Source organism: Skermanella mucosa (assembly GCF_016765655.2).
Lineage (GTDB): Bacteria > Pseudomonadota > Alphaproteobacteria > Azospirillales > Azospirillaceae > Skermanella > Skermanella mucosa.
In genome coordinates this window covers 5,921,916-5,947,094 of record NZ_CP086106.1, presented here as the reverse complement: position 1 = coordinate 5,947,094, position 25,179 = coordinate 5,921,916, and the positions used below count along the sequence as shown (strand labels likewise).

Annotated in this window: 21 protein-coding genes, 2 pseudogenes and 1 riboswitch; of the genes and pseudogenes, 12 read left to right on the top strand and 11 right to left on the bottom strand. The window is 64.6% G+C overall.

Annotated features, from left to right (window positions below; translation table 11 throughout):
- Window positions 1–56 precede the first annotated feature (56 nt).
- Entirely contained in the window at window positions 57–977 is a 921-nt protein-coding gene (locus tag JL100_RS27560; protein ID WP_202684810.1) for a LysR family transcriptional regulator, read from the top strand.
- 160 nt (window positions 978–1,137) lie between these two features.
- Here the strand turns inward: JL100_RS27560 and JL100_RS27555 are convergent, their stop codons facing one another.
- Window positions 1,138–1,752, bottom strand: coding sequence for a trimeric intracellular cation channel family protein (locus JL100_RS27555; RefSeq protein ID WP_202684809.1), 615 nt, complete (start codon window positions 1,750–1,752; stop codon window positions 1,138–1,140).
- 224 nt (window positions 1,753–1,976) lie between these two features.
- Window positions 1,977–2,067: riboswitch (glycine riboswitch) on the bottom strand.
- 223 nt (window positions 2,068–2,290) lie between these two features.
- On the opposite strand from JL100_RS27555, the pseudogene JL100_RS27550 reads away from it, so the two are divergent.
- Window positions 2,291–2,638 (top strand): annotated as a pseudogene (locus tag JL100_RS27550) (helix-turn-helix domain-containing protein); the annotation flags it as partial.
- Window positions 2,639–2,651: 13 nt separating this feature from the next.
- On the opposite strand, the gene JL100_RS27545 reads toward JL100_RS27550, so the two are convergent.
- Window positions 2,652–4,153, bottom strand: a protein-coding gene (locus JL100_RS27545) for an ISNCY family transposase (RefSeq protein ID WP_202684850.1) whose coding sequence is annotated in 2 segments (ribosomal slippage) — window positions 2,652–3,256 and window positions 3,256–4,153 — 1,503 coding nt in all. Because the reading frame shifts where the segments join, the coding sequence is not laid out codon by codon here.
- A 151-nt stretch (window positions 4,154–4,304) separates the two neighbouring features.
- Here JL100_RS27545 and JL100_RS27540 point away from each other — a divergent pair.
- Together JL100_RS27540 and JL100_RS27535 are read left to right on the top strand one after the other, a co-directional pair.
- Window positions 4,305–4,894: pseudogene (locus JL100_RS27540) on the top strand (IS630 family transposase); the annotation flags it as partial.
- 135 nt (window positions 4,895–5,029) lie between these two features.
- Window positions 5,030–5,908, top strand: coding sequence for a universal stress protein (locus JL100_RS27535; RefSeq protein WP_202684807.1), 879 nt, complete (start codon window positions 5,030–5,032; stop codon window positions 5,906–5,908).
- Window positions 5,909–6,066: 158 nt separating this feature from the next.
- Here the strand turns inward: JL100_RS27535 and JL100_RS27530 are convergent, their stop codons facing one another.
- From JL100_RS27530 to JL100_RS27520, 3 genes are all read right to left on the bottom strand, one after another.
- Entirely contained in the window at window positions 6,067–7,344 is a 1,278-nt protein-coding gene (locus JL100_RS27530) for a hypothetical protein (RefSeq protein ID WP_202684806.1), read from the bottom strand.
- On the bottom strand, window positions 7,344–8,171 hold the full coding sequence (locus tag JL100_RS27525) for a DUF2249 domain-containing protein (protein ID WP_202684805.1): 828 nt from the start codon (window positions 8,169–8,171) through the stop codon (window positions 7,344–7,346). The genes JL100_RS27530 and JL100_RS27525 overlap by 1 nt, the downstream gene beginning before the upstream one ends.
- 114 nt (window positions 8,172–8,285) lie before the next feature.
- Complete coding sequence (locus JL100_RS27520) at window positions 8,286–8,921, bottom strand: NnrU family protein (protein ID WP_202684804.1); 636 nt, start codon at window positions 8,919–8,921, stop codon at window positions 8,286–8,288.
- Between the two features lie 518 nt (window positions 8,922–9,439).
- Here JL100_RS27520 and JL100_RS36905 point away from each other — a divergent pair.
- The 6 genes from JL100_RS36905 to JL100_RS27490 are packed head-to-tail and all read left to right on the top strand — an operon-like array spanning window position 9,440 to window position 14,003.
- Window positions 9,440–9,562 (top strand): hypothetical protein, encoded by a 123-nt coding sequence (locus tag JL100_RS36905; RefSeq protein ID WP_407696914.1) that lies wholly within the window; start codon window positions 9,440–9,442, stop codon window positions 9,560–9,562.
- A 6-nt stretch (window positions 9,563–9,568) separates the two neighbouring features.
- The gene (napF, locus tag JL100_RS27510; protein ID WP_202684802.1) at window positions 9,569–10,090 is read left to right on the top strand and encodes a ferredoxin-type protein NapF; all 522 of its coding nucleotides are present in this window, start codon (window positions 9,569–9,571) and stop codon (window positions 10,088–10,090) included.
- Window positions 10,080–10,349 (top strand): chaperone NapD, encoded by a 270-nt coding sequence (locus JL100_RS27505; RefSeq protein ID WP_202684801.1) that lies wholly within the window; start codon window positions 10,080–10,082, stop codon window positions 10,347–10,349. The genes napF and JL100_RS27505 overlap by 11 nt, the downstream gene beginning before the upstream one ends.
- A gap of 16 nt (window positions 10,350–10,365) precedes the next feature.
- On the top strand, window positions 10,366–12,861 hold the full coding sequence (napA, locus tag JL100_RS27500) for a periplasmic nitrate reductase subunit alpha (protein WP_202684800.1): 2,496 nt from the start codon (window positions 10,366–10,368) through the stop codon (window positions 12,859–12,861).
- Between the two features lie 12 nt (window positions 12,862–12,873).
- Window positions 12,874–13,347: a nitrate reductase cytochrome c-type subunit gene (locus JL100_RS27495; protein WP_202684799.1), complete on the top strand. Its 474-nt coding sequence runs from the start codon at window positions 12,874–12,876 to the stop codon at window positions 13,345–13,347.
- Between the two features lie 2 nt (window positions 13,348–13,349).
- Window positions 13,350–14,003: a NapC/NirT family cytochrome c gene (locus JL100_RS27490; protein WP_202684849.1), complete on the top strand. Its 654-nt coding sequence runs from the start codon at window positions 13,350–13,352 to the stop codon at window positions 14,001–14,003.
- A 28-nt stretch (window positions 14,004–14,031) separates the two neighbouring features.
- On the opposite strand, the gene JL100_RS27485 is transcribed toward JL100_RS27490, so the two are convergent.
- The 5 genes from JL100_RS27485 to JL100_RS27465 all read right to left on the bottom strand — a co-directional run bounded on the left by JL100_RS27485 (window position 14,032) and on the right by JL100_RS27465 (window position 19,851).
- Window positions 14,032–14,631, bottom strand: a complete 600-nt coding sequence (locus tag JL100_RS27485; RefSeq protein WP_202684798.1) for a DUF4142 domain-containing protein — start codon at window positions 14,629–14,631, stop codon at window positions 14,032–14,034.
- Window positions 14,632–15,268: 637 nt separating this feature from the next.
- Window positions 15,269–15,424: a hypothetical protein gene (locus tag JL100_RS27480; protein ID WP_202684797.1), complete on the bottom strand. Its 156-nt coding sequence runs from the start codon at window positions 15,422–15,424 to the stop codon at window positions 15,269–15,271.
- 124 nt (window positions 15,425–15,548) lie between these two features.
- Entirely contained in the window at window positions 15,549–15,794 is a 246-nt protein-coding gene (locus JL100_RS27475; RefSeq protein ID WP_202684796.1) for a hypothetical protein, read from the bottom strand.
- A 144-nt stretch (window positions 15,795–15,938) separates the two neighbouring features.
- Window positions 15,939–17,297 carry an IS66 family transposase gene (tnpC, locus tag JL100_RS27470; RefSeq protein WP_202685838.1) on the bottom strand — a complete coding sequence of 453 codons (1,359 nt, stop codon included), beginning with the start codon at window positions 17,295–17,297 and terminating at the stop codon, window positions 15,939–15,941.
- 949 nt (window positions 17,298–18,246) lie between these two features.
- Complete coding sequence (locus JL100_RS27465; protein WP_228420934.1) at window positions 18,247–19,851, bottom strand: ISL3 family transposase; 1,605 nt, start codon at window positions 19,849–19,851, stop codon at window positions 18,247–18,249.
- 88 nt (window positions 19,852–19,939) lie between these two features.
- Between JL100_RS27465 and JL100_RS27460 the strand changes: the two genes are divergently transcribed.
- Window positions 19,940–21,046, top strand: a complete 1,107-nt coding sequence (locus tag JL100_RS27460) for an ISL3 family transposase (protein WP_267133594.1) — start codon at window positions 19,940–19,942, stop codon at window positions 21,044–21,046.
- Between the two features lie 359 nt (window positions 21,047–21,405).
- A complete protein-coding gene (locus JL100_RS27455; RefSeq protein ID WP_202685507.1) occupies window positions 21,406–22,176 on the top strand; it encodes a DDE-type integrase/transposase/recombinase in 771 nt (256 codons plus the stop codon).
- A 759-nt stretch (window positions 22,177–22,935) separates the two neighbouring features.
- Here JL100_RS27455 and JL100_RS27450 read toward each other — a convergent pair.
- Entirely contained in the window at window positions 22,936–25,179 is a 2,244-nt protein-coding gene (locus JL100_RS27450; protein WP_202685508.1) for an AAA family ATPase, read from the bottom strand.

Sequence of the window (25,179 nt, the reverse complement as noted above, 5' to 3'; positions counted from 1 at the left end):
GGCTTATGGAAAAGGAAATACTAAATTGGTCTTGAGCGATACCCTGGAGGTATGAAATGGAGATCCGCCATCTCCGTTACTTCGTCACCGTCGCCCGGGAGCGGAACTTCACCCGGGCCGCCGAAAAGCTCCATATCGCCCAGCCGCCGTTGAGCCGCCAGATCCAGCAGCTCGAGGATGAGGTCGGTATCATGCTTCTCGACCGGGATAGCAGGCCGCTGCGTCTGACCGAGGCTGGCCGGCTTTTCTTCGAGCATGCCGTCCTGGTTCTTGAACGCTTCGACGACCTGCGCACGATGATGCGGCGCTTTCGCGAGGCGGAGCGACCTCGGTTCGTCATCGGCTTCGTCGCCTCGACCATCTACGCGGCCCTGCCGCAACTGATCCGGCGTTTCCGCGCGGAAACGCCGGGGCTCGACGTCAGCCTCGTCGAGATGGCCAGCCTGGAACAGATCGCGGCCCTGAAGGATGGCCGGATCAATGTCGGTTTCGGCCGCATTCGCCTAGACGATCCGGCGGTGCGCCGGGACGTCCTTCGCGAGGAACGGCTCGTGGTGGCCCTGCCGCTCAGCCATCCTCTTCTGCAGCGGGAGGGACCGCTGAGCTTTGGGGAATTGGCCGGGGAGCCGCTGATCCTGTACCCCCGGGTGCCGCGACCGAGCTATGCCGATCAAGTGATCTCGATCTTCCGCGACCGCGGCCTGGAGCCGCACATCGCCCACGAGGCCCGCGAGCTTCAGACGGCAATTGGCCTGGTCGCGGCGGAGGTCGGCATCTGCATCGTCCCGACTTCGGTGCAGCGCCTGCGCCGGGACGATGTGGTCTACCGCGAGCTGATCGAGCAGACCATCACGTCGCCGATCATCATGAGCCGCCGGGCCGATGACCGGTCGCACGAAGCGATGGTCATGGCGAGGGTGATCATCGAGGCATATCGGGAATGGGGGTGGAAGATACCGGAAGGATTGGAGACCTGATCTTACCTGCGCCGGAAATCAGACATGGATGGGAACCACGCAGCAGTGCCATCGTAGCTTGGCTTCTCCGGTCTGTGTGAGGCTGCTGATCCAGGAACTTCGGTTTCCCGATACCAGGATTGCCAGGCAACCGGAGGTACCGATCATGCCGGTCAGCCTATCAATCCCAGCGCTGCTGGTAGGAGAAGGTCGGCAGCTTCCAGCCGCCCCAGATGGCCAGCAGGCGGAGCGTCAGGCCGCTGATGAAGCTGATTGCGGTATTCAGGTCGGTGTCGATGCCGAGTTCGCGCAGGCCGATGAAGAGGGCGCAGACGATCAGTGAGACGCTGGCATAGAGCTCACGCCGGAGCACCAGCGGTACCTGGTTGCACAGCACGTCACGCAGCATGCCGCCGCAGATGCCGGTCATCATCCCTGCCATGATGGCGACGATGATGGAGTAATCCATCGCCAGCGCGACACTGCAGCCGATCAGCGAGAACGCGATCAGGCCCATTGCATCGAGTACGAGAAAGACACGCTTCAAATGATGCATGCAGCGTGCGAGCACGGTGGTCAGCAGTCCGGCGGAGATCACCAGGACAATGTATTCCGGGTGCTGGGTCCAGCGGATGGGGAAGTGGCCGAGGATCAGGTCACGGATGGTGCCGCCGCCCAGCGCAGTGACGAAGGCGATGACGGCAACGCCGAAAATATCCATGTTGCGGCGCCCGGCCGCGAGGGCGCCGGACATCGCCTCGACGGTGATGGCGATCAGGTAGACGACGATCAGCATGTCGATTCCCCGAGCATGGGAAGCGGCGGCGGAATGGATGCTGAGGGTAACAGTGGATACATTTGGGGGAGACTCCTGATAGAGACAGGGCACGCTTTGTTGCGGATCCTGTACGCCTCTCCCACTGTCCTTTTACCTGAGAGTTTCGGCTCCGGACGGAGCCTGCCCCTTCGGTGGGCCAGGGCGCGCATGGTACGGCACCTTGGCCTCTCTCCAGTCGGCACAATGTTTCTGCGGTTCAGCATGCCTGAGCGATTATGGGAGTTTGCGCCTTCGGCGGAGGCGGATATCGCCTCTCTCTCCCGCAGAATACGCAGGAATATCCGGGAGTGCTCGCCCGCTGTCAAGTAATAGGTTTCAAAAGAGACTAATTGCGGCTCGAACAGGTGGCATGCCTGCTGCTGTGTTTGGCGCCGATGGAGATCGGCTAGGTCTCTGCCGGCCCTAGAGCCGTACCCGACCGCGTTGATTCGTGAGGAGGGTTTTTCAAGACGGATTTCATGATCAAGTCCAAGCCCAGCTGAATTTTGGAGGACGTATGCCGGCACCCTACTCCCAAGATCTTCGCGCCCGTGTTGCTTGGGCGATCTCGAGCGGTTCGTCCGCCCGGAAAGCGGCCGACCGGTTCGGGGTCGGGATCGGCACGGCGATCCGATGGGCGCAGCGCCTGCATACCGAAGGCCATGTCGAGGCTCGGGCCATGGGCGGCGACCATCGCTCGCGGCTGACGGAACATCGGGAAGCGGAGCTGACGTTGATCGCCCACCAGCCGGACCTGACGCTGGAGGAGATCCGCGGAGCACTGGTCGAGCGGCACGGCATCACCGTTGGCCGGAGCACCGTTTCGCGCTTTCTCAAGGCGCACGACGTCACCCTCAAAAAAACCAGAACGGCAAAGCTCACTTTTTGGCGGCATACTGGGCCTCGAGACTGCGCAGGTAGGCCTGGGGATCGCGCCTGAAGCGGCTGCCTCTGGTCCGCTGCAGACGGCGAGCCCTGATATCGGCCCGCAGGGCGAGCCAGCGGGTTCGATCGACCCCGGCCAGATCAGCGGCTTCGAGTGGCGCGAGGCGGGAGACCACCCACGCGACCAGACGGGCGGGACCGCTGACCACGGTGGCCGATGAGGCCGCGCGCCGACCGGTCGTGCGCCGCTGACAGTAGCGGTAGGAGCCGAACAGCCCTTCCAGCGCATTGTTGGTGCCCGGCAGATCAGCGACGGTATGGCAGTGGAACAGGCCGGGGCGATAGCTGCGGGTCACCTTGAGGAAGTGACCGACCGCCTCGCACAGCCCGCCGGCCCGCGCGCGGTGCCGGGACATCGCGCCGCACAGGCCGTCCAGTCGCCGGGCCACCGCCGGCGCCGGCAGCGCCCCGGTGTTCTTGATGATGTGCGCCGCCCGGTGTACCCAGCCGAACGCCCGGGCGATGTCCGGCCACAGATGCTCGGTGTCGCTCAGGGCACCGCCGACCAGCCGGCTCAGCGCCTGGACCTGCCGGTCGTCCCCCCCTTTGCCGCGACCCGCTGCAGACTGTCCGACACCGCCTCCAGCCGCGCCTTCAGCGTCAGTCCGGCAGCCTCCAGCGGCGCCCGGCCGTCGGCGCCCAGGGCGCTGCGCACCGCAGCGCAGTAGCCGCGGATCAGATCGCCCCCGGCGTCCTGGCGGGCCTCGGCCGCGCGTTCGATCGGCCGGATGCCGCGGACCCGCTTCTTCAGCTCCTTTTTGGCGTGCCGGTCGGCCTCGAAGATCGGACGCGCCGCCTCGCGCAGATAGTGGAAGTGGCATAGCTGGTGCGGCACGCCGGGCAGGGCCCGGGCGACCGCAGTGCGGATCGAGAGCTGTCCGTCGCTGACCACCCCGGCCACCGGCACGCCGGCGAGCTCGGCGGCCCGGCGCAGCAGCGGCTCCAGGTCGGCGGCTGTTGCCGACAGCAGGGCCCTGGCCAGCACGACGGTGCCGGACAGGCAGTCGCGGATCACCCACAGCACCTCGTGGCCCATCTGCGGCTGCAGGCCGTCGATCGCCAGGATGACCCGGCCCTGGTCTTTGAACCGGGCCCGCAGCCGGTCGGGATCGCCGGCGGCAGTGGCGACCAGTTCGTCGTAGCGGTCGAGCAGGTTGGTGACGCTGCGCTGGGAGATCGCCACGCCGCGCCGGACCAGCTCGGCATGGATCTCCGGCACACTGGCCCGGGCGCCGTAGCGCTGCCGGCCGACCAGGGCGATGACGTCCAGGCCGAACTCCTGCTGGGGCAGCGCCAGGGCGCCTTCGGCCTCCGGTCGGAACGCCCGGTGAAAGCGGGCGCAGTCCGGATTGACGCAGCGCCGGACCCTGAGCTGCAGGCCGAGCAGCCCGTCCAGGGTCACCACGGCGCGTCGGCTGATGTATTGACAGTGCAGCCGACCCCCGCAGTCCGGGCACTGTCGTGTTACCGTCTCCAGGATCCGCCACCGCGTCGGCAGCGGCCGCATCGACTGCCGGCCCATTCTCCCGCCTCCCCACTCGCAACCTCACTGCGTCCTCAACAGAAAGCCAGCTTTGCCGTTCTGGAAAAAAAGCCTCCACGCCGCCGAGCAGCAGCGTCCTGACGTGGCCGAGGCGCGTCATGCCTTCATCCGGCGCCAGCCCGCCCTCGAGGCGGAACGCCTGGTGTTCCTCGACGAGACCTCGGCGACGACCAACATGACCCGGCGGCTCGGCCGGTGCTCCCGCGGCCTGCGCCTGCTGGCCCCGGTGCCCCATGGCCATTGGAAGACCACCACTCTCGTGGCCGGCCTGCGCACCACCGGCATCACCGCGCCCTATGTGCTCGACGGCGCCCTGAACGGCGATGTCTTCCGCGCCTACGTCGAGCAGATCCTCGCTCCGACGACATCGTCGTCATGGACAATCTGGCCTGCCACAAGGTCGCCGGGATCCAGCAGGCGATCGAAAGCAGGGGCACCCGGCTGATCTACCTGCCGCCCTACAGCCCCGACCTCAATCCCATCGAACAGGCCTTCGCCAAACTCAAGGCGATGCTGCGAAAGGCCGGCGAGCGCACCCGAGACGGCCTCTGGAACGCCATCGGGCAGTCCCTCACGCTACTCCGCCCGGACGAATGCCGAAACATGATCCGGAATTCAGGCTATCCAACCTGATCGGGCACAGCTCTAGTTCACTCAGGCTCGGTTCGGCTCGATAGACTTTCCGTAGCGCCTTGACATGGTTTCATGCCGCTTCGGATACTCTGCAGCAGCTGCCCTTACCAACCTGGCAGCACCAAGGAGGGGCAGATGATAAAGCATGTTCTCGTTCCGTCGAACGGCCTGGAAGCGAACCTTCTGGAGGACGCCTTCAAGCTTGCGACCCCGCTCTCCGCGCATGTCGATGTTCTGCACGTGGGATGGGAGCCGAGACAGGAGATGCCGCTCTATGACAAGGGCTTTTCTCCAGATACGCTCGAAACCATGCTTCGCAAGGCGCAATACGAAGCTGACACGATTGCCTCCGCGGCCAAAAGGACATTCGAGGAGTTCACGGCCACTGCTTCGGTCCCGGTCGCTACCAGACTCACGGAAGCCGGGGGCGTGACGGCTGAATGGCGACAGATCACGCAATCAGTGGTGCGAGCTTTCGTTGCGGAAGCCCGTGCGGCTGATCTGACGCTGCTGTCCCGTCCAACCGACAAGTCCGCGGACCTGGAAATATTTGAGGCTGCCCTGTTCGAGTCCGGGCGCCCCGTACTCCTGAGGGCAGGCGATCTGACGAGGCTAAGCAGTTCCGTTGTGATCGCCTGGGATGACAGCTTGGCGGCGGCCCGGGCGGTGTCAGGCGCTCAGGACTTCATCGCGCGCGCGGACGTGGTCACCATCCTGATCGTGGAAGAGGGCAGGGCGCCTTCACCTGCGGCAATCGCCCGACATCAGCACCCACGCGCCGAACGTCTCGTCAAGCATCTCGCCTGGCATGGTGTCCAAGCTTCGGTTCTGAGCATCAAGCGGGACGGCCGGTCGGTCGGCGAGGCGCTGGCCGCGACAGCCATGGAAATGAATGCTGGATTATTGGTAATGGGCGGATACGGTCATAGCCGCCTCCGTGAAATCATCCTGGATGGAGCAACGAGGTACATGCTCAATCACCCGATCGACTGCCCAGTTCTGCTGGCCCACTGACGGGAGAGGGGTTTCGCGAATGGCATTGCTGGATCGATAAAATTTTCGCAGCAGGCTCTGCCTCCAGCGACACTCCCAATCCCGTGAAAAGTGAGGGATTGCATGAGTGCCACGCCATAGCCTTCCGAGTCACAACTAACACGATCACCCGCTGAAGATCAAGGAGCGGTTTTTCCTCTCGCCGCGACGGGGCGGACCTGGGGCAGAGCCCTGATCCGCAGGTAAAGATCGAGCGCATAGATGATGAAGGCGACGGCTCCCCCTGCTCCTGTCAGGGCGCCTCCGCGGATCAAAACCTCCAGATCGAGCACCATTCCCATCCCGACCGCCGCCAGTGCGGCGACGTGGCACGATGCCTGGATCTGCAGGAGCGGACTGTCGCTGAGCTCGGACACCTTGGGAATGCGTCGGCCGGCCCTTGCCGCGTGGATAGCACTCAGGAACGGCAGAATCCGCTGGAGCATGCCGAGCACGAGGCTGAGCAGCCAGCCGCCCACCAGCGTCAGCACGAACAGCCCAGGGCCCCAGGCCGGCAGAAGATCCAGAATCAGGAGCAGCCCCAGCAAAAGACTGGCAGGCAGCATGGCCCAGGAAAGCCGGACGAGGAGGAATGAGGTTCCGAGATCACGGCGGTTTCGCCGGCGCATCAATCCCGCCATGCCATGGACATGAAGGCACGCCGCGGCCAGACCAATGGAAGCCGCGCCGATGAGGGCTCCGGCGCCGGCCAGGATGAGGGCAGCGACAGCAAGAGCAAGTACGAGTGTGGCTGGGCGTTCACGTTGCGGCGCCACCAGGGCGAACATGGGAACCAGCACCTGTACGAACCCGGCGGCCAGCAAGCCCAGGAAGCCGTAGCAGGCGACCACCAGGTGGATTACGGCCACGGTTCGGTGGTCATCCAGGTAGCCGTGCGCGAAGTCTCCGAGCAGGGCAAGACCCAGGACGGCCAATGCCATCAGGCAGGCCAGTGCCGCCCACAAGTGGCGGACGACCAGCCGGACCTGCGGATTGGTTTGGTCGGTGCGGAGCAGAGCCATACCAACCACCACCGCGAACACTAGCAGGGCCAGTGCGACGGAAATTCCTCCTATGCCGAGCAGCCACAGGTCGGCCGTCATCATGCCCCAGGTCAGCACCACGACCCCCGGGAGCAGTAACCACCCAGTCATCCTGCACGGCCACACGCCGGGCAAATCGGCCTGGATCGCCACTGGCAGCAGCTGGAACCCGGCTCCGACGGCCGTGACGGTCAGCACGCCGAGCGTGATCAGGTGGAGGGCTGCGACCGGTAGGCCCAGCCCGCCCTCGGCACCGGCCACGACCGGCGCCCCGGCTGCCAGCGCGGTCCAGCCCAAGAGGTGAAACAGCAAGGCCGCCGCCAGAAAGCGGAACGGAATGGATGCCGGCAGCAGCTTGGATCCTGGAGCGATCATCACGCATCCCGCGCCAGTTCAATCCGGACTTCACCCTGCAAATGCTCGACCGACAGGCACGACCATCCCCGCTCGGCCAGCATTGGGTAGAGGAAGACCGGTTCGCGGTCATGGTGGAGCACCAGCCTGTCAATTCCGCCCCGGTCAATCAGGTCGAGTACCCGGGTCAGCGGCTCCGGCGGTTGCAGGCCGCGTACGTCCAGATGGGTACCGTCAGCGGCATTCCACGGCTCGGACCCGTGCCGCGGCATAGGCTTGTCGGTCACCGGCTCGGTTTCGGTCGGATCTTCGCGTCGCCAGCAGATGCGCCAGTGGGCGGGGCCGATCTGGCGACCCTGCGAGGTGAATCCCTTGCCGGCAAGTACCCGGCGGAGCGGCGCCGGGTCGAACGGCGCATCGACCACCATGAAACCGCCCGCCGGCACCCGGGCGGACATGGACATCACCTGGGCGAACGGATCCTGTCCCGATGCCAGGAGAGGCCGCACATCCAGGTGAGGTGCGGACAGGCGCTCGGCCTGCTCGAACCAGTCGCCGACGGTCTTTCGCTCCATCGGAACAGGACGGTCAGTCCCAGGCGGGTGAGCAACTTCGGATGTGGGCAGCTCTCCTTGCAACACCCTGCACAGGGCTTCGAACGATACGCCGGCGACCCGCGCCGCCTCGCCCAGCCTAATCTGGCCGGTCATGGCGTGCCTGCGGGGCTGGTCCAGAAGACCGGCGAAAGCTGGGTTGAGGCCGGTTAGCCTGTCAATTGCCCCAGGGTGCTCGGTTATCACATCGACCAGCAGCATATCTGGGGTGAGGGGATGGGGCAGCAAGCTCATCATCATCTCCAAGTGATTTGATCGCAATAATGCCGCAGGGGCCGGGCCAATTCTTGACGCCGATCAAGCTTTCGAAGATTCTTTGCTGAGACAGTATTGCTGTTGCGAAATGGATCAGAACAGATAGGCGAGAGGATCGGGACCGATCACAACAGGATGGAACAGAAGCAACGCCGCCCATAAAGCGAGGGGCAGGAGCAGCCGGCCCCAACCGATCTCCTTCCAGACCAGCCTCTCGCTACCCCGAATGATGCCGGAAAATGGCAGGATGCCGGCCCGGTGCTGGGCGGCCGAGGCGGCTCGCCAGTTCCTGACCAGGGAAAACAGGGCGATGATGGCCATCCCGGTGAAGACGATCACCTGTCGCGCTCCCCCCAGCACCGTCAGGTGCAGCAGCGTCCAGAGCAGGACCGACAGGCTGCCAGGAACGGCGGTGATGCGATAGATGCCTACAGGTTCCGGCGTTCCGGCCGGCGTGGTGAGCCGGCCGACCAGCAGGAAAAGAGCGAGCGGCATCGCAAGTACCGCGATCATCTTCACCTCGACGGGAGGAAGATACAGCCACTCCCCGCTATTGGCCGCCCGGTAGCTCCAGACTACCAGGACCAGAGCTGCCAGCGAGATCGCCGAATAGAAAGCGAGAAACAGCCGGCGTCCGAGCGCATGGACTAGGGAGGAGCGAACCCCCGGCAATCCGGGAACGACGTGACTGCTTATCAGAAAGAGTGTGGAGAGGATCAGGGGTTCCATTGTCATCGCATCGAACTGGCCGGCCAACAATACCGACAGGGAGTGGCATCATAAGGACCCAAAACGGAAGAGGCCGTATTGACCTGGGTCAAGTCGGAGCAGGCGATAGAGTATTGGATGATGTCCGTCCTGCGGAGAACAGCTATGCTGAGATCAGGTGGCCGGGACAGCCGACAATCTTGAGTGGCGGGATGCTTCATATAGCGGTAGATCGAACTGGCCCGGGATGTCGGAGGGCCGCGCCGTGTAGCATGATTGCTTTTCCCGTAGAAATATCTTGCGCGACATACTGGGAAGTGAATATACGGAGGTACTAACCACCCGGTTAGCCATTGAAAAATTGAGTAATTTGTCTCGAAGAAGGTCTCTCTAGGACGACAGCACGTACCTCCACTGTTCGGGAACAGATCATGAGCTCCACTCAACCCGGTTCTCCTCTCGCCGGCACAGCGTTGCCGCCACAGTCTCAGCCTGTCGAGATATCGGTCGATCCTGCGGCAAGGCGCCGGGAGATCCTCATGTTCCTGCTTCTCGCCTTCGTCATCTGGCCGTTCGTGGCCGTGGCGGTCGTGGGGGGCTACGGCTTCATCGTCTGGATGTACCAGATGGTCGCCGGGCCCCCGGGGCCGCCGCCGGTCTAGAGCATCATGCGAGACACCAGGATCGATCCCGGGCGGCGCAGCCTGCTGAGAGGGCGGCTGCGGCGCGGGCCGGTGCCCGTTCGGCCGCCTTACGCCTCCGATGCGCGCGTGCTCGACGCCTGCGTTCGATGCGGAGCGTGCGCCGACGCCTGTCCGGAAGGCATCGTCGCGGCGGGCGACGGGGGATACCCGGAGGTCGATTTCCGGAACGGCGAATGCACCTTCTGCGGCGACTGCGCCGAGGCCTGCCCGGCCCCCGTGTTCGACCTGACGCAGGGAGCTCCCTGGTTCCAGGCAGCAGCCATCGCCGATACCTGCTTCGCCAGGATGGGGATCGTCTGCCAGAGCTGCCGCGACGCGTGCCCGACCGGCGCGATCAATTTCACCATCGGGTTCGGCGGCCCGTCCCGGCCCGCCGTGGACACGGATGCCTGCACCGGATGCGGCGCGTGCGTTTCCCCCTGTCCGGCCGGGGCGGTGACGGTCGTTTCCGCCGGGAATCATAAGGAAGCAAGCGATGTCCGATGAGGTCCATATCTCGAGCCTGGTCGTCCAGGCTCTCCCGGAGTTCATGGATGCCGCAAGGGGAGCCGTTTCGGCCATGCCCGGGATCGAGGTCCACGCCGCGGAGGCGGGGAAGATGGTGGTCACGCTGGAGACCGCCGACGAGGGGGAAATCGTCGCCCGGATTAGCGAGATCAACCTGCTGGACGGGGTCATGGCGGTCAACATGGTCTTCCATCAGGTGGATGGGCACCAGGTGGACGGGCCGGATGCGGCGGATTGAAAGTCAGGGGGAAATCGTGAAACTGACGAGAAGAGACTACATCAAGGCCAACGCGGCCGCGACGGCCGCGGCCGCGGCCCAGATCAGCCTTCCGGCCGCAGCCCAGCAGTCCCTGGTCGCCGGGCAGGACGCGAAGCTCAAATGGTCCAAGGCGCCCTGCCGGTTCTGCGGCACGGGCTGCGGCGTCATGGTCGCGGTCAAGGACGACCGCGTGGTCGCCACCCACGGCGACATCAAGGCCGAGGTCAACCGCGGCCTGAACTGCGTGAAGGGTTATTTCCTGTCCAAGATCATGTACGGGCAGGACCGCCTGACGACGCCGATGCTGCGCATGCGGAACGGCGAGTACCACAAGGACGGCGAGTTCCAGCCGGTTTCCTGGGAACGCGCCTTCGACGAGATGGCCAAGGTGTGGAAACGCGTGCTGAAGGAGAAGGGGCCGACGGCGGTCGGCATGTTCGGTTCGGGACAGTGGACGATCTGGGAGGGCTATGCCGCGAGCAAGTTCATGCGCGCCGGCTTCCGTTCCAACAACCTGGACCCCAACGCCCGCCACTGCATGGCCTCGGCCGCCGTCGCCTTCATCCGGACCTTCGGCATGGACGAGCCGATGGGCTGCTACGACGACATCGAGTCGGCCGACGCCTTCGTCCTGTGGGGCTCCAACATGGCGGAGATGCATCCGATCCTGTGGACCCGGGTGACGGACCGCCGGATCTCGGCCCCCCACGTCAAGGTCGCCGTGCTGTCCACCTTCGAGCACCGCAGCTACGAGCTGGCCGACGTGCCCATGGTGTTCAAGCCGGGCACCGACCTGGCGATCCTCAACTTCATCGCCAACCACATCATCCGGACCGGCCGGGTCAACCGGGAGTTCGTGGACAAGCACTGCAACTTCCGCATGGGCCAGACGGACATCGGCTACGGCCTGCGGCCGGAGCATGTGCTGGAGGTGCGGGCGACCGGCGCCAAGGAGGCCACCGCCTCGACGCCCAGCAGCTTCGACGATTTCGCCAAGCTGGTCGGCACCTATACGGCGGACTACACGGCGGAGCTGACCGGCGTTCCCAAGGAGCGCCTGCTGGCCCTGGCCGAGCTGTACGCCGATCCCAAGACCAAGGTCATGTCGTTCTGGACCATGGGGTTCAACCAGCACGTCCGCGGCGTCTGGGCCAACCACATGATCTACAACATCCATCTCCTGACCGGGAAGATCTCCGAGCCGGGCAACAGCCCGTTCTCCCTGACCGGCCAACCCTCGGCCTGCGGCACCGCCCGCGAGGTCGGGACCTTCTCGCACCGCCTGCCGGCCGACATGCAGGTCACCAACCCGGAGCACCGGAAGAAAGCCGAGGAGATCTGGAAGCTGCCGGCGGGGCTGCTGCCGGACAAGCCGGGATACCACGCGGTCCAGCAGGACCGCATGCTGAAGGACGGCAAGCTCAACGCCTACTGGATCCAGGTCAACAACAACCTCCAGGCGGCACCCAACTCCGACAACGAGACCTATGTCGGCTACCGAAATCCGGACAACTTCATCGTGGTGTCGGACGCCTATCCGACCGTGACCGCGATGGCGGCGGACCTGGTGCTGCCGGCGGCCATGTGGGTCGAGAAGGAAGGCGCCTACGGCAACGCCGAGCGGCGCACCCATTTCTGGCACCAGCTCGTCCCGGCACCGGGCGAGGCCCGCTCCGACCTGTGGCAGATGATGGAGTTCTCGAAAAGGTTCACGACCGAGGAGGTGTGGCCTGCCGAGACGCTGGACCGGAACCCGGAATACCGGGGAAAGACGCTGTTCGACGTGCTGTTCGCCAACGGTGAGGTAAACAGGTTCCCGCTGGAGGACATGGACCCCGAGTACGAGAACCGGGAGGCCCGGGCCTTCGGGTTCTATGTCCAGAAGGGCCTGTTCGAGGAATACGCCTCGTTCGGCCGCCATCACGGGCACGACCTGGCCAACTTCGACGAGTACCACAAGGTCCGCGGCATGCGCTGGCCGGTGGTGGATAACCAGGAGACCCGCTGGCGCTACCGGGAGGGCCTGGACCCCTACGTGAAGCCGGGGGAGGGCATCCGCTTCTATGGCAACCCCGACGGCCGCGCGATCATCTTCGGTTTCCCGTACGAGCCGCCGGCCGAGGCGCCGGATGCGGAATACGACATGTGGCTGGTCACCGGCCGGGTGCTGGAGCACTGGCATTCCGGGTCCATGACCATGCGGGTGCCGGAGCTCTACAAGGCGGTGCCCATGGCGCTGGTCTACATGCACCCGGACGACGCCGCGGCCCGCAAGCTGCGCCGGGGTTCCGAGGTGCTGGTCCAGTCGCGGCGCGGCGAGGTCCGCCTGCGCGTCGAGACCCGGGGACGCAACAAGCCGCCGCGCGGCCTGGTCTTCGTGCCCTGGTTCGACAGCACCCGCCTGATCAACAAGGTGACGCTCGATGCCACCGATCCGATCTCCAAGCAGACCGACTTCAAGAAATGCGCGGTCAGGATAACCGCGGTGTAAGGGGCGGCATTCATGAGAATACTCTTCTACGCCGCCCTCGCGGCACTCCCGGTCCTGGTGCCGGCCGTCATCTCGGCCCAGCAGCCGATCCAGACCCCGTTCCGCCCGCCGGTCGCGTTCACCGACGAGCTGCCGGCACCCCCGATCCCGGCGGACGTGACCGACGACCGCAGGGTTTCAAGGAACTATCCGGAGCAGCCCCCGGTGATCCCGCACAATGTGCGCGACTACCAGATCAACCTGAACACCAACCGCTGCCTGACCTGCCACAGCCGGCAGTTCACCGAGGCGGTGCAGGCGCCGATGATCAGCATCACCCACTACATGGACCGCGACGGCCAGATGCTGGGACAGGTGTCGCCGCGCCGGTATTTCTGCATGCAGTGCCACGTCCCCCAGACGGCGGCGCAGCCCTTCGTGCCGAACGAGTTCAAGGATATCGACAGCCTGATCAGCAGGCCGTCCGGCGGGGGTGAGCACAAATGAGGATGAAGCTGCCGGGATTCCTGGTGCATCCGTGGCGCACCTTCTCCAGTCCCAGCCGGTATCTCAGCCTCGGTTTCCTGACGCTCGGCGGGTTCGCCGCCGGCGTCATCTTCTGGGGCGGCTTCAACACGGCCCTGGAGGCGACCAACCGGGAGGCGTTCTGCATCGGCTGCCACGAGATGAACGCCAACGTCTACGAGGAGCTGAAGACGACGATCCACTTCTCCAACCGGTCCGGCGTGCGGGCGACTTGTCCCGACTGCCACGTGCCGCACGAATGGACGGACAAGATCGCCCGCAAGATGCAGGCGTCCAAGGAGGTCTGGGGAAAGATCTTCGGCACCATCGACACGCGCGACAAGTTCGTCGCCATGCGGCGCGAACTGGCCGAGCACGAGTGGGCCAGGCTGAAGGCCAACAACTCGCTGGAGTGCCGGAACTGCCACTCGGCGGAATCCATGGACATCACGAAGCAGGGCGCCAGGGCGGCCCGGGTCCATCAGGCATACCTGTTCACGGGCGAGCGCACCTGCATCGACTGCCACAAGGGCATCGCGCACCAGCTGCCCAACATGGACGGCGTGCCGCCGGGCTGGAGCGAGGTGGACGCCGGCAAGGGAACGCTGGGCCACTGGCTGGCGGAAGCGGAACGGTAGGACCGCCGCGCCGGTCGAGTGCCGGCCGTCAGGGCTCGGCCCCTTCGGCCTCGTCGGAATAGGGGGCCTGCTGCCGTTGCGGGGTCGCCTCGCTCGGCTCGGCAGCCTGGTCGGGCACCGCCCCGAGCGGACCCTGGGCGATCGGCCGGACCTCGACCCGCAGCGCCTGTGCCGCGGCCAGGTGCTCTTCCAGCATAGACACCGCTTCCGTGCCGATCCGCCGCAGGACCGGGGCGGAAGCGTACCCCGCCAGGCGCGCGTGCAGGTTATGGTGCCGCATGTGGTCCTGGGCGACGCCCACCGCATAGACCTCGTCGAAGGCGGCGCCTCGGAGCGTCTTCAGCCGCTCGATGACCGACGCTTCGCTCTCGCTCGGGCCAGAGGGGACCTCCGCGCCGATTTCGCGTGCCGCCTGGATCAGCCGTTCGTTCAGCTTTCCATGGTGTTCCAGCATGAGTTCGGCGAAGGAATGCACCGCGTCCGCCTCGGCGCGCTCCTCGGCGAGCCTGGCCATCTCGATCTCCGCCAGACCCCGCTGGATGGCTTCCTGGACCAGCATCTCGTCGAGATGAAGGGCCTGCTCCTGCGCTTGAGGCGGGGATTCCTGGGCATGAACCGGATAGTTCATGACGAGCCCCATACCGGTGATCGCTACTGCAAACGCGCTCAACTTTCCCTGGTGCATCGAGTTTGACATTGAATATCATCCCCCCTGAAATTCCAAGCCTCACCCTTGCTTATGTAACAGCACGCTCATCAGAGAGTTGCATCAGTGAGTGCACCATAAACAGAAGGGAATTCGTGCCCAGGCGCCGGGAAAAGGAAGCGAGTGAGAATGCCTCCCAGCAACCATGAAAAGTTACGTTTGGTCCTTGGCTGTCCCAGAAAAAGCGATTCGCCAAACCCTCAGATCAGGATATCTTGCAAGATGCGACTCTCGCCATGGCTGAGGAGCTCCGTTAGGGCATCGGTAGGCTTGCCTGTCGTCGAGAAGCCGACGAGGACGCCTTCGATTGGATAACCTGTTGAGACCAGGGTAAAGCTAGAAGAGATGGGAATGATCCTCGCTCCCAAAGTCCCGGCAAGTCTCCGGCTAATGCGGAGCGGTTCATGTTGGCCGTACAGGGAAAGACAGACCACAGAGTCGAGGTGCCGGCCGATGCCGTTGCGATAGTCAAGATGTTCGCGGGGTCGTTGGCGGAGCCATTCAACAGACCATGACATACAACAAATTCCATAGGCCGACATGCTACGGCGCCAGCCGATCAGAAGCTCAGAAAGAGAAAACCGGCAACGACGAGCACGCAAACCACGGCGACGACGAGCGGCACCGAACTCAGGGCCTGCTGGCGCCAAAGCACTCCAGCGGCCGCGAGGATCGCAGCAGCCGATACCAGAATACCGATCTGCCCCTCTGTCACGTCGATGCCCCTTCCTGGTGAACCATGATCATCAACTTCGTTGAGGTGGGATGCGGTGGGTCGAGCGGCTTCGAAGCTCCCGAAGCGTCACCGAGCGCATGCAGAACTCCCCCGGAGACCATCATCATCCACGACAAATCCCGACATGGCTGCTGTAATCGAGCGCTGCCAGAAGCCTGGCTGCACGCACCGCCAGAGAATTGACTCCAGACGAACTGGTGGAGCTGGAACGGCTGCTCCATCGATGGCCGGCCACGTCAAGGACGGCGAAGAACAGATCGTCGCGGCGCTTGCGCTCCTCCTCGGTCTCGCCTGGCATGGGAATGGCGACGGAGTCGCGAATGCCCGCTGGGGCGATTACTTCGATCATCGGCTCGCCTGCACTCACCTACGCCCTCTCCGATGAATGGAAAAGCTCGGGAAATTTACTATTCCATTCTGGAGAGAGCAGCTCATCGACGGGATTAACGCTGCCATTATGTAATTGCTCACGGGGTTGGCGGATCGCGAGCCGTCAGGTGACGGCGAAGGTTCCACCGACGAGGTGGCGTACGGCGGTCCAGGCGGATTGACCTTGCCGACGCGCCGTTCCTGTCACGGATCGATACCCGGCGTGGATGCCGGGTCCCCAGTCGGATCGGAAGCCGTTGGTGACCTTGCGGAAGACCACGGACGGGCGAATTTCCTGCTCGCTGGCGTTGTTGGTCGGCGGCACGCGGCGGTCGGCGAGGAAGACGAAGAACTTGCCGCGCCATGCCTTGACCAGCCGCTGCAACTCGCGTCCGGCCGGATGGGCGGCGGGGGTACCGACCAGGGCATCGAGGCCGCGCTCGGCCTTTGCGGCGTAGGCGGCAAGCGTGCTGTCCTTCAGGCCCGGTCTTCGTTTGCCGACGCGGATGGCCCAGAGCAGGTGATCGCGGATCCTGGGTGCGACCATGGTGTCGCCGCAGTCGATGGCGTACTGCACGTCCCTGAGAACGTGGGCCAGGCAGACCTGGTGGACCCGTCCCAGTTCCTGCTGCCCGGCGTAGCGGTCGGAGATCCAGACCTCGGGCCGATGCCCGCCCAGGATCCCGGCGGCCACCGCCCGGGCGCGGCTGGGGGCGATGGTGTGCAGCACGGCTTGCCCGGAATGGAACACCCATTGCCAGTGGATCACGCCGTTGACCCGCGTCGTGGTCTCGTCCGAGGCGATGACGGAAGCCCCCAGGAGTTTGGCCTTGATCGCCGCGCAGGCCGTGTCGAACGCCGTGCCCATGCGGCGCAACGCATTGGCGATGGCGCCCTCTGAGATCGTCAGTCCGAACAACTCCTCCAGCATCCGCGACAGCCGCTCGAAGCCGACATGATGGCTGTGGTGCAGATAGGCCAGCAGTGCCCGGATGCCCGGTCCGAACGGGGTGCCCGGCGGCATGGCGGCGGGCGGGGCGGCCCGGTAGCGCCGCCCGCAATCGCCGCACCGGCCGCCGAACAGCTCGACCCGCGTCACCACCGGGCGGATCACCGGAAGGTCGATGTGGTCGTAGCGGTGCCGGCACCGCTGGGCGCTCTCGGGCACCGCCGTCCCGCAATGCGGGCAGCCCTCGACCAGGCGGCGCTCGGTCCGGTCCGGATCGTCGGCCAGCGGGCGCGATACTCCGGGGCGCGACGGCCGCGGCTTGCGCCGGCGCTTGGCGTCCGCCGTACGCGACGCACCGCCGGGGCCGTCCTGCGACGGCGGAATGTGCGAATTGGCCGACGTCTTCCGCGGCTTCCCGATCAGCGCTTCCAGTTCGGCAACCCGCGCCGCCAGACGCTCGATCAGCGCCGCCTGCTCGACCAGCAGGGCGTCCTTCTCAGCCTCACTCAGACGGTAACGCGGCGGTTTCTCCATCCCATCCTTGACTCATATTCCAAGCCGCAGCGCAACCCTTTTCGCCAACCCCGTGAGCAATCACGCCATTATAGATTTATGTCTTTGGGTCAAAAGGATTTACAATGGTATGAGGTGACCCCGTTCCCGGGCAGTCGGATAAGAGGGCTCGTCGTGCTCGATGACTTTTCGGCCAAGTCGCTTGCAAGCTACATGGACCGGATGGTCGCGCGCGGCGCGACGGTGGTGAGCGGGTTAAATCTAAAGGTACGCTCTTTATGCGAGCAGCTTGCCGCGAGAGCATGAGCGTACTGACTATACCAATTTTAGTAAATTTTTTAGGGCTGCGTGCGTCATTGATGTTGAACCCTTCGACCCGATCATGACTTGGAACCTGAAAATCGGGATCGTTCCGGATGTCTTGATCCCGATACCGCGATCCAGGTTACGCCGCATGCTCATCCGGTAGGGCCTGCGAAAACCTCAAACGACGCTACTATGCGGAAGGGATGATGCTTGAGTTCGAGTTTCAGCACCGGGAAATGCAGTGTGTCGATCGTCCTCCCGGAAGCAAAGTGTATAATCGATGATGCCGTCTCCGATTTCTCGGCGCCGACGCCTTGTACAGCGAATGGTCAGGAGAGCCAATATCTGTCTGTACCGCATAGGCAGGAATGCATTACGCTGGGGCGCTGATACGGTACTGTGGATCTTTGCTGCCGTTGCATTGGGAATGTGGGTCCTGTCTTTTCAGCAGGAAGACGCCCGAGCCTCTGTGACCGCGACCGCCGCCGCCGTGCCAGCGGCCCTAGCCGCAATCCTTTGGTCGATTCGTCAGCACCAGAAGACGACGCGTCAGCAGGAACGGCAGCGCGCCCTGGACTACTGTCAACCGACGTCAGGATGGGGTCCATCCGCATTCCCGGTGCACCAGCGGTAAGTGCATTTCCACATCATGTTTTCTCCGATGTCATGCGGCCTCCAGAACCCGATAGCGCAACAGGTCGAAGCCAGCCCGCCCGCACATGGTACGCTTGATCGTCTTGAGCCGACTGACCTGACCTTCCACCGGGCCGCTGCTCCATGACAGCGACAGCCCGGCACGAACCGCCGCCAAGTCCCGTTTCAGGCCGCCGGCAAACCCGGCCAGCGCCGTTCCCTGCGCTGCCGCGAGCCACGGATCTAATCCGTCGGCCCGCCTCTCCCGCACCATCGTACGGAACTCCCGCGCCAGCGCGATCACCGCGGTCAGGTCCGGCGATCCGGCAAGCAGCGCCTCGACGAACTTCCCTGCGGTGTCGTCGATCTCGTCGGCATCGGCCACCACCAGCCACGCCGCGCGCCGGCCGGAGGGTGCTTTCCAGGCGGTCGCGGACGACGCCGCGTCGGCAGACCCCGCACCGGTGCCCCGCAACCGGCGCCGAACCCATTCCTGCACGGTCTTGGGCCGGCCCGAATAGCCCCGGTCACGGATTTCCCGCCACAGCCGGGCGGTGTTGGTGCAGCCCTCGGCCCAGCGCTGCCGCAGGTACTCGGCATGGCGGTCGATTGTGCTCCCATAAGCCGGTTTGCTCCACGACGGAGGCCGGCCCGCCCGCAGCCATGTCCGAATCGTGGCACGGTCCAGGCCGGTGCTGCGGGAGATAGCACTCTGGGACCAGCCGCGGGCGTTCAGTGCTGCAACTTCCTCGAAACGGGCCTGCCGCGCCGCCCGCTTGTCCAGCGTGCGCTGCTGGCTGCGGGTCAGAGGCCGGGACTCCGGCGGAGCGTTGGGAACCGGAACCGTCGTCACCGCCGTGGCTGCCTTGGTCGCAGTGCGGATGGCCCGGTGATGCCGGTCGAGAACGCCGGCCAGGGCGTCGCCGAGATTGCGCAGAAGATGCCAACGGTCAGCCACCTGGACCGCGTCCGGGGCGCCGGTCCGGGCGCCGTCGGCATAGGCACCGGCCCGGTCTCGGGCGACGATCTCCACGCCGGGGTGTGCCTTCAGCCAAGCGGCGACTGTTTCTCCGTCGCGATCGGGCAGCAGGTCAATGGGGCGGCTGCGCTCCAGATCGACGATGAGGGTGCCGTAGCGCCGGCCACGCCGCCAGGCCCAGTCATCGATGCCGACGACGCGCGGGGACGGTGCCACCGGGAGGGGAGCCGCCCGGATCAGGCGCAGCAGGGTGTCGCCGCTGACCGGCATGGCGAGCCGGTCCGCCAAGCGGGCGCCCGACTCGCCTCCGGCATGCAGGGCGATGCGGCGCTGCGCCTCGGCGAGGCGGACGGTCCGCCGAACCCTCGGCAGGGCCACCTCCGGCAGGCGCTCGGCGAAGATCCGGCGCGGGCATCCGGGGGCGGAGCAGCGAAAGCGCCGGACCTGAAGATCGAGATGGCCTATCCGGCCTTGCCAGGGGAGATCCCCAAGATGCCGGATGTAGCGGCTGTGGACGCGACGCGAGCGGCGCCGGCACAAGGGACAGGACGCTGTGGCGGCGCGAGCACGAACGGCGACGACGACACGATCAGGGTGGACGACAACCTGCTCAACCGCGAGACCGGCAGGGAGCAGGGACAGCAACGAATTGGACACGGAGAAGACGGCACTCTCGGGGAAAAGCGTTTCTCCTCATATGGTTATCCTCACCCTCTGGCGCACTCGCCCTGCACCGGGAATGCGGATGGACCAGTATTCACCCGGCACTTACAACCTTGAACTGGGCCGCGTCGTCGATCTCCTGCCCGACCGCAGCGCCGGGAGCTTCGCGGCCTGGCTGCGCCAGCACCCCGGCGTCGAGATCGTTGTCCGCGACCGAAGCGGTCTTTATGCCGACGGCGCCCGCCAGGGTGCCCCGGCGGCACGGCAAGCCGCCGACCGGTGGCATCTGCTTCGTAACCTTGGCGACGCCATGCGGTCCGCCGTCGATCGGCACCGCGGGGCGGTTCGGTCAGCGGCACGGCAGGTCGCCGGATGCTTGGCCGAGCACCAGAGTGACCAGAAGATCAAGCCGACATCCGAACAGGCCCGGTTGACGGCGAAGCGGACCACCCGACAGGACCTGTACAATGAGATGTGCCGGCTGCATGCCGACGGCATGACCATCAGCGCGATCGCCCGTGCCCTGGCCGTGAGCCGGCAGAAAGTCGAGCGGTGGCTGAAGAGCGGCGGCCCCGCCACTCACGACAAACCGGCCCAGCCCAAGCTGCTGGACGCCTGGTCCGGGATCCTGGAGCAGCGATGGCTTGACGGATGCCGGAATGGTACGCGGCTGTGGCGGGAACTGCGCGACCAGGGCGTTGCAATCAGCGTCACCACGGTGAAACGCTGGGCGACGGCCCGTCGGCTGCGCGGCGCCGGCACGCCCGAGGTGATTGCCGCCACGACAGCCGGTCGGTGGAAGGCGCCGTCGAGCCGGCGCTGTGCCCGGCTCCTGACCACAGCGCCGGAGAAGCTTGACGCCAATGAGAGGAGGTTCATCGACCATCTTGGCCAGACCGCTCCCAGCCTGATCCAGGCGGCCATCCTGGCGAACAGCTTCACGACGATGGTGGGCGACCACCACGACACCGGCTTCGAGGCGTGGCTCGAGGCCGCCCGCGCCGGCGAGTTGCGGTCCTTCGCTGAGGGAATTGACCGCGACGCTGCCGCGGTTCGGATGGCGCTCACCGACCCATGGAGCACCAGCCCGGTCGAGGGGCACATCAACCGGGTAAAAACCATCAAGCGACAGATGTACGGCCGGGCGAAATACGACCTTCTCCGGCAACGGGTCCTTGCCGCTGCATGATCAAGCCGACTGCTGGACGAAGTCGGCAGAGAACACACAGCAATGCTGTGGTCGATTTGCATTCTTTACGTGTGCACCGGAAGTGCGGAAGAACCCGAAATCAGAGGGTGTTGAGCTGAAGTCTATCGACCTACAGCTCGGTTGTGCATACATGTATGTGTGCAGCAAACGTGGTCGTACATTGTCGGGCACAAACTCGCTGAAGAAAACGAAAGACATCATACATGAATAAGGCGTAGTCTCTCGGTCAGCACATCCGACCAAAACATGTAAATTGTGGAGGCGTGATCAAGAGATCTCGGTTTCATAGCATTAGCTGGCCATATATTCACTCAAAACGGGTTAAAAGCTTATGCTAAGTGAACGATAAATTCATCTCAACACCCTCTCAGAGGGCGGATTCAGCCGAAATATGCACCCACCTCGCCGCCTCGCCGTTCTCCGGCGAGGGCCACCGCAAGGTCTGGGCGCGCCTGCACTACGGCCTGGGCCTGCCGGTTGGCCGCAACCGTGTGCTGCGCCTGATGCGCGATAACCAGCTGCTTTCACCGTTCCGGCGGCCGCCGCGCCCGGCCAACGACCATGATGGCACCATCTTGACCAAGGCCCCGGACGTCCTGTGGGGCACCGACGCCACCCTGGTGCAGACATCCGAGGAGGGCCGGGTCTGGGTGTTCGCCGCCATCGATCACTTCAACTCCGAGGTCGTCGGGCATCATGTCTCGACCGACGGCTCCCGCTTCTCGGCGCTCGAGCCGATCAGCCAGGCGGTGACATCCCGGTTCGGCGGGATCGCGGCCGATGCCGCCCGCGGCGTGTCGCTGCGGCTGGACAACGGGCCGCAGTATACATCCCACCACTTTTCCCAGCAGATCGGCCACTGGGGCATGGCGCTGAGCTACGCCTTCCCGCACCAGCCACAAGGCAACGGCGTCATCGAGCGGTTCTTCCGGACCCTCAAGGAGCAGGCGATCTGGGGCCGGAGCTTCCGCACCGCCGCCGAGTTCCGGGCGGCGGTCAGCGACTTCGTGGCCCGCTACAACGCCGCCTGGCGGCTGGAGCGGCTGGGCTATCTCAGCCCGCGCGACTACCGGAACCGATACCGCCAGCCGGAAAGCCTTGCCGCATGATCCATCCCGATGTTCGATCGAGGGCTGACCATCCCGCCGTCCCGACCTGCCACTCGGCAGGCCGCCGCACGCAGGACCGGTCAAGCAGGGCCGCAGGCCCCCGCGACAGCGGCTTGTGCTTGACCGGGCCGAGCACGGTGGCATCCTTCCTTCAGGTCGGAAGCCCACAACCCAGACCAACCACCCTGTAACCCTTCGCCGGTGTCCAATCTATTGGTGGCGGTACAGGCCAGGGCAGACTCGCCCTGATCCAGGAAATGTCCCGCCTCGCCCCGCTTTAGCCGGATTCGATCGCACCATATCATCGCGTGCGATGTGATGAGACTCGATTGTAGTGAGATCGCTCCCGGCGAGATCCCAGGGCCGGAATCACCGATCGTTTTAAATGGCTTTTCTGAGAGTATTGTCGGCGGCTCCGCGGCTACCCCTGCACATACATATATAGAATGCCCGTTTTTGCGGCGGATTCCCTGTTATACAGGCATCGGTTTTTCCGGGTTGGGTCCGCTGAGGTTGTTCCGCTTGATGGAATGGCTGAAACAGGCGGTGTCGTCTTTTGTATCTGCCAGTGGCGGGCTTGTCCCGCCTCGATCCCTGGCTGCCGCACCGTCCACTGCCAACCCCGACCAGTGCACGGGGCGCGGGGCCCTAAAGGCCTGCGTACGGTGCTTATAGTTTACTATATATCCTACCCGCGGGCCGCGCGGTCCGCGCCTGACCCGCGCCTAGACCCGCGCCTGGCAGACATGAAAAACGCCCCTACTCGGGGCGTTTTCCAACCAGGATCGCCGGCACCCGGCACTTCCTCGATGCCGAGTAGGATTCGCCGGAAAGCAGGACCTTTTCCTTGATCCACTTCTGGAACAAAAGCTTGGCCCGCTTGCTGTCGAGCAGGTCATTTGACAGGTAGACCATCATGCCAATGATGTTCCGTTTTGCCTGCGGGTGTGCGCTGTAGGGATCGTTTTCCCGGGCCGCCGCTTGGACCTCGTCGAGCATCTGCGTGACGATCTCCGGCGTCAGCTCGCCGCCGACCGGCCGCGGGTGCCACTGTTCCAGATAGCCGACTTCATCCGGCAGGCCGCCGTCGGCGCCATTGCCGATATCGATGCCGATGCGCTTGAACCATCTGGTATCCTTGGTCACCATTGACAAATTTGACTTGGCCTCATCGAGTCTGACGAATTTATGCTGTTCTGCCAGAGGAATGCCGACCATGGCGGCGGCATCGGGAGCGACATTGAGCAAGGTCAGAATAAAGCGGGCGACGCCGGATATTGCCGATGCGCCGCGACCAATATCGAAGTTGCCGGCACCTTCATCGTCATTCATCTTGCGCGTATGATGAATGACTACGATGGCGCAGTCCGATTTCTGAGCAACCTCACGGAATGTTGCTGCAACAAACTTCATTTCCAGGTTGTCATTTTCGTTGGCTTCATGAGCCTCCTGGAGCGGATCGAAAACTGCCAGGTCGATGCCAAGATCGGTGATGATCTTGACCAGGGCCTCGACGTCGCCGGTCTTGACCAGCTTGCGGACCTTGCTGTCCTGGGCGAGATTGGCGATCTTGATCGGCCGATCGGCGCCGCTGTCCACCGCGAGCCGGCCGGCCAGATATTCCGGCTTGACCTTGCGCGCTTGCGCGGCTGCGGCGACGCGACGATACAACTCGTCCTTTTCATCCTCGCCATTATACAACCATGCCTTGCGGCCTTCGGGCGTTGCCGTGATCTCATAGCCACACCACTCTTCGGCGCCGGAAACGTAGGTCACCAGCAGATCGGCGCTAATCGTGGTTTTTCCGACGCCGGGAGGCGCCAAGATGAATGTCAGGTATTTCCTGGCGGCAAGATTTTTGATCAGCCAGCTACGTCGCGGAATGATGTAGGTTGGATCGAACCAGTTTGCCGTCAGCGCCACTGTCGCTGTCGCCGTCCGCTGGGCAGGCGCGCCGGAGCCGGTCCAGCCATCGTCACCGTCGTCGCCGGCTTCGGGATCGAAAGCAATGAAGGGCTGCTGCTGGACGGTATTGGCCAGGGCCAGCAGGGCCTGGGCCGGATCCGCCGGCACTTCCTGTTTGTCGCGGCTGAACTTCAAAGCACCGGATTCATAGCGTGTCCGGGTGCTGAGGATTTTTCGGCGGACACCGTCAAGCGTGTACTTGTTGCCATCGCCCGGCCGCGGCTTCATGCGCAGCTGGAACTCGTCCCATACATCGGCGGCGACCTGCCCGACCTCTTCGTTGGACAGCGGCGCGCGGCCGTGCTGATCGACAAAATTTCGGAAATGGCTGAGCACGATCTCACGCAGGCGGGTCTCCCTGCCCTCCGTGGCGCGGCCGAGACCATCCTCGACGACCTCGCCGGGGGCATGGGCCTGGCGCGGCGCCGCGGTTTGGCTGGCCTGAGGCGGCGGGGCCCGCTCCGGAGCAATCGTCTGGAAAAATCCCTTCAGCAGGAAGTCAAGCGCGCGCGGCTGGAAATCCTCCGGCAGATCATCCGGCGTGATCACCTTATAAGTGTGGCCGTTGATGTGCGACGGCGCCCACACGATGTAGCCGCCCTCGGAGCGGATGTCGAGCCGGCCGGCGACAGTGACCTCGCCCTCCTCATCGATGGCCTCGAACGGCGGGCCAAAACCCTTGCCGGTCCGGGTATTTTCGGAAAAACGGAATATCTGATGCCGGCCGCGTCTGGTCTGCTGCTGGATCTCGCTCAGTGGGTAGCCCTGGTCGAGCCACCACTGTTCGGCCTGCGGATGATCGAAATCGACGACGGAGATGTCGTTGACCCGGCCGGTGACCAGGCCGATCTGCATGTACCTCAGGTTTTTTGCCCAGGTCAGAGCCTCGGCGACGCTCGGTGGCCGGCTCTGGTATTCCTTCCAAGGACCCAGGGGCTTTTTGTTGTGTCCCAGTGGAATGAACGAGACACCCATCTTAGCAAGCAAAGGAGCCGCTTCCCGCGGCTCCTTTGCCTGGATCGTCCAGAACGGCTTCAT